Below are 2,784 nucleotides of genomic sequence, written 5' to 3'. Positions count from 1 at the left end.
AGAAGAAAAAGATATGCTAATGGGTAAGGTTTCTAGTGGGAAATTTAGACAGGATAGCCTATCTGAAGGATTCAAAAGTGAATCTGAAAAAAATAAAGATAAATATAATATAAATAAAAAGAATCAAGAAAAAATAGGCACGAAAAAAGAAATCTTCAAACAGGAAAAAAACGTAATAAAAAATGAGAATCTTGAAGTAGATGAACTTGATTTAAATCATAGTGGAATTTCTAATAAAAACAAGGGAAAGAAAAGACAAATAAAAGACGCTTTTGATAATACTATAAAGAAAAGCAACTTTGATCCAAAGAAAGAATACACCAGGACAAAAAAAGAAGTACAGGATTCTAAAAATGTATCTGAAGAAAATAAGGTAGATACAAAAAATAAAACTAAATTCCATTCTAAAAAAGATAACAAAAGTGAAAAAGATAAGTTTTATAAAAAGGAAGATAAAATATCAAAACTATATGAGAAAAAGAATAAAAAAGAAAAAGAGTTAATTAAGTATAAGAAAAAGTCAAAAAAAGCGGGTTTAGAAAAACCTATTACTTTTGCGAGTGCTATGACGGCAAACTATCTATATAGTGGGAAAGATGATAATGCAGGTGTTAACGCTGCTTATAAGCTTAGTAGAACTACCGAAGTTGTAGGTAGAGAAATTAGCCATTTTAGAAGAAAAAAACCTTTAAAAACTCAAAGAAAAATAAAATCTTTAGAAGGAAAAATTTATAAGAAAGAAAGTAAACTTCTATTTCAAAGAAATTTTGAAGAATTGAAGAAGACTAAAGCTTATCAAAACTCTAATAAACTGAATCGATTTTTTATGAAAAAGAAGTTTCAGAGAGATTTTGGGAAGAAACACGGGGAAGGTTTAGTAAATAGAGTAAAGAAATCTTTCGCTAATATTGGAAAGAAAACATTGGAAGCTTTAAAAAACAAAGGATATAAGCAAATTTTAATTGCCCTTTGTATTTTAGGACTTTTTTTTATGCTATTTCAAGGAATTAGCAATGTTGGCAGTCTTACTTCAGGATTAACAAGTAATGTTATAGCTACAAGCTATCTATCAAAAGAAGAAGTTTTAATGGATATTAACAATGAATTTACAAGTTATGAATATGCCTTACAAGATGAAATAGATAGTATTAAAGAAAATTATCCAAATTATGATGAATATCATATAAAAGGAGATTCTGTTGGTCATGACCTACACGAGCTTTTTAGCTATTTAACAGCAAGATATGGAGAGATTAAGTCAGCTGAAGAGATACAAAAGGAATTAAAAAAGCTATTTAATCAAATGTATGAGAAAAAATATACTTCAAAGTCTATTACAAAATATGACAGTGAAGGAAATCCATACACCTATAGAATTCTAACATTAACTATAAAAAAGAAAAGTATTGATGAAATAGCAAGAGAAGAATTTGCAAACTATGAAACAAATATGGCTCATTATTTAGCATTACTTGATAGTCAGGGAAATATGAGTGGATATTTTGGATCAAGCTATGGGAACTTGGGAGAGATTATAGACAATCCAAACTTTGGAAATCCCGGTCTTGCTTTTGATTCTGAAACTGCCAAAGCCTTATTTAATGAAGCAGAAAAACATATAGGTAAAAGATATGTGTTTGGAGCAAGTGGACCATCTAACTTTGACTGTTCAGGTTTTGTATGTTGGTCATTTACAAAGTCTGGTGTAAAGAGAATGCCAAGAACTACAGCTTGGCTTATTTATAAAAACTATTGTAATCCAATATCTCCAAGCGAGGCAAAACCTGGGGATATTATTTTCTTTAAAGGCACATATAATTCCGGTACGCCAATTTCTCACGTAGGGATATATGCCGGAAATGGAATGATGCTCCATGCAGGAGATCCTATCCAATATACCAGTATAAACTCAAGATATTGGAAAAATCACTTTTATTCCTTTGGTAGACCAAAATAAGGGGGAAGGAGTAAAAATCTATGAATAAAAAATTAATCAGAAACATAGAAAAACAGAAGAATTTAAGAAAGAAAAAAGAAGAAATTGAAATAGAACTTCAGTTATTAGTAGAGGAACAAGAAGAAATAGAAAATTTAGAGGTCATCAAGGAATTTCGAAGTCAAAAAATATCTCTTGATGAATTTTTATTTATTGTTAGAAAAAATAAGGAAGAAGAAAATAGAGAAAGACAAGAACTTAAAAGAAAAGATACAAATGAAAGTGAGGAAAATTTATGAAAAAAATAACAAGTGGAATTTTAGCTGTGATAATGCTACTTGTAAGTCTAGTGAATATAGTGGCTGTAAGTCCTGTATATGCAAGTACAGATTATAAGGTAGAGTGGACGGAAGATGATTTTATGTATTCCTCTGAGGGAAATATAATTGCCTTTAGTGATAAGGGCTTAGAAAAGAAAGAAAAGACAAATGTTCTAGTATTTCCTGAAGGAACAAAATCTATAAATGGAAATTATTCTTTAAGTCATTTAAACGATGAACTTAGATATAAAAGAGAATTTGGACGTGGCAAACATTGGGATAAAGTAATTATTCCTGATTCTGTTAAGCATTTAGGCTATGCTGCCTTTTACGATGCAAGTATAGACGAGGTAAAACTATCAAATAGGCTAACTTATCTTGGTGGTTTAGCATTTTTTAATTGTGGACTTAGAGAAGTGACTTTACCTGATACTTTGGTAAATATTGAACATAATGCTTTTGAAAGAAATAACCTTCAAGAAATAACTATACCGAAGTCTGTGAAGACAATTGAACAGTATGCTTTTT

General features: G+C 29.5%; 3 protein-coding genes. All 3 read left to right on the top strand.

The window, feature by feature from the left end:
- The coding region (locus KHW44_RS08170) for a C40 family peptidase (RefSeq protein WP_304068273.1) at positions 1-1,957 on the top strand (1,957 nt) is incomplete at its 5' end.
- A 20-nt stretch (positions 1,958-1,977) separates the two neighbouring features.
- On the top strand, positions 1,978-2,235 hold the full coding sequence (locus tag KHW44_RS08165; protein ID WP_004837916.1) for a hypothetical protein: 258 nt from the start codon (positions 1,978-1,980) through the stop codon (positions 2,233-2,235).
- Positions 2,232-2,784: leucine-rich repeat domain-containing protein (locus tag KHW44_RS08160; RefSeq protein WP_304068268.1), on the top strand; the 553-nt coding region annotated here is incomplete at its 3' end. The genes KHW44_RS08165 and KHW44_RS08160, both read left to right, overlap by 4 nt.

Source organism: Finegoldia magna (assembly GCF_018371055.1).
In the GTDB taxonomy this organism is placed as follows: domain Bacteria; phylum Bacillota; class Clostridia; order Tissierellales; family Peptoniphilaceae; genus Finegoldia; species Finegoldia magna_I.
The sequence above is the reverse complement of the archived record's forward strand: the minus strand, read 5'-3'. Positions and strand labels throughout refer to the sequence as shown.

What these genes read in the sequence shown, in the direction of transcription:
- KHW44_RS08165 (WP_004837916.1), top strand. Translation starts at nt 1,978, where the DNA reads ATGAATAAAAAATTAATCAGAAACATAGAAAAACAGAAGAATTTAAGA.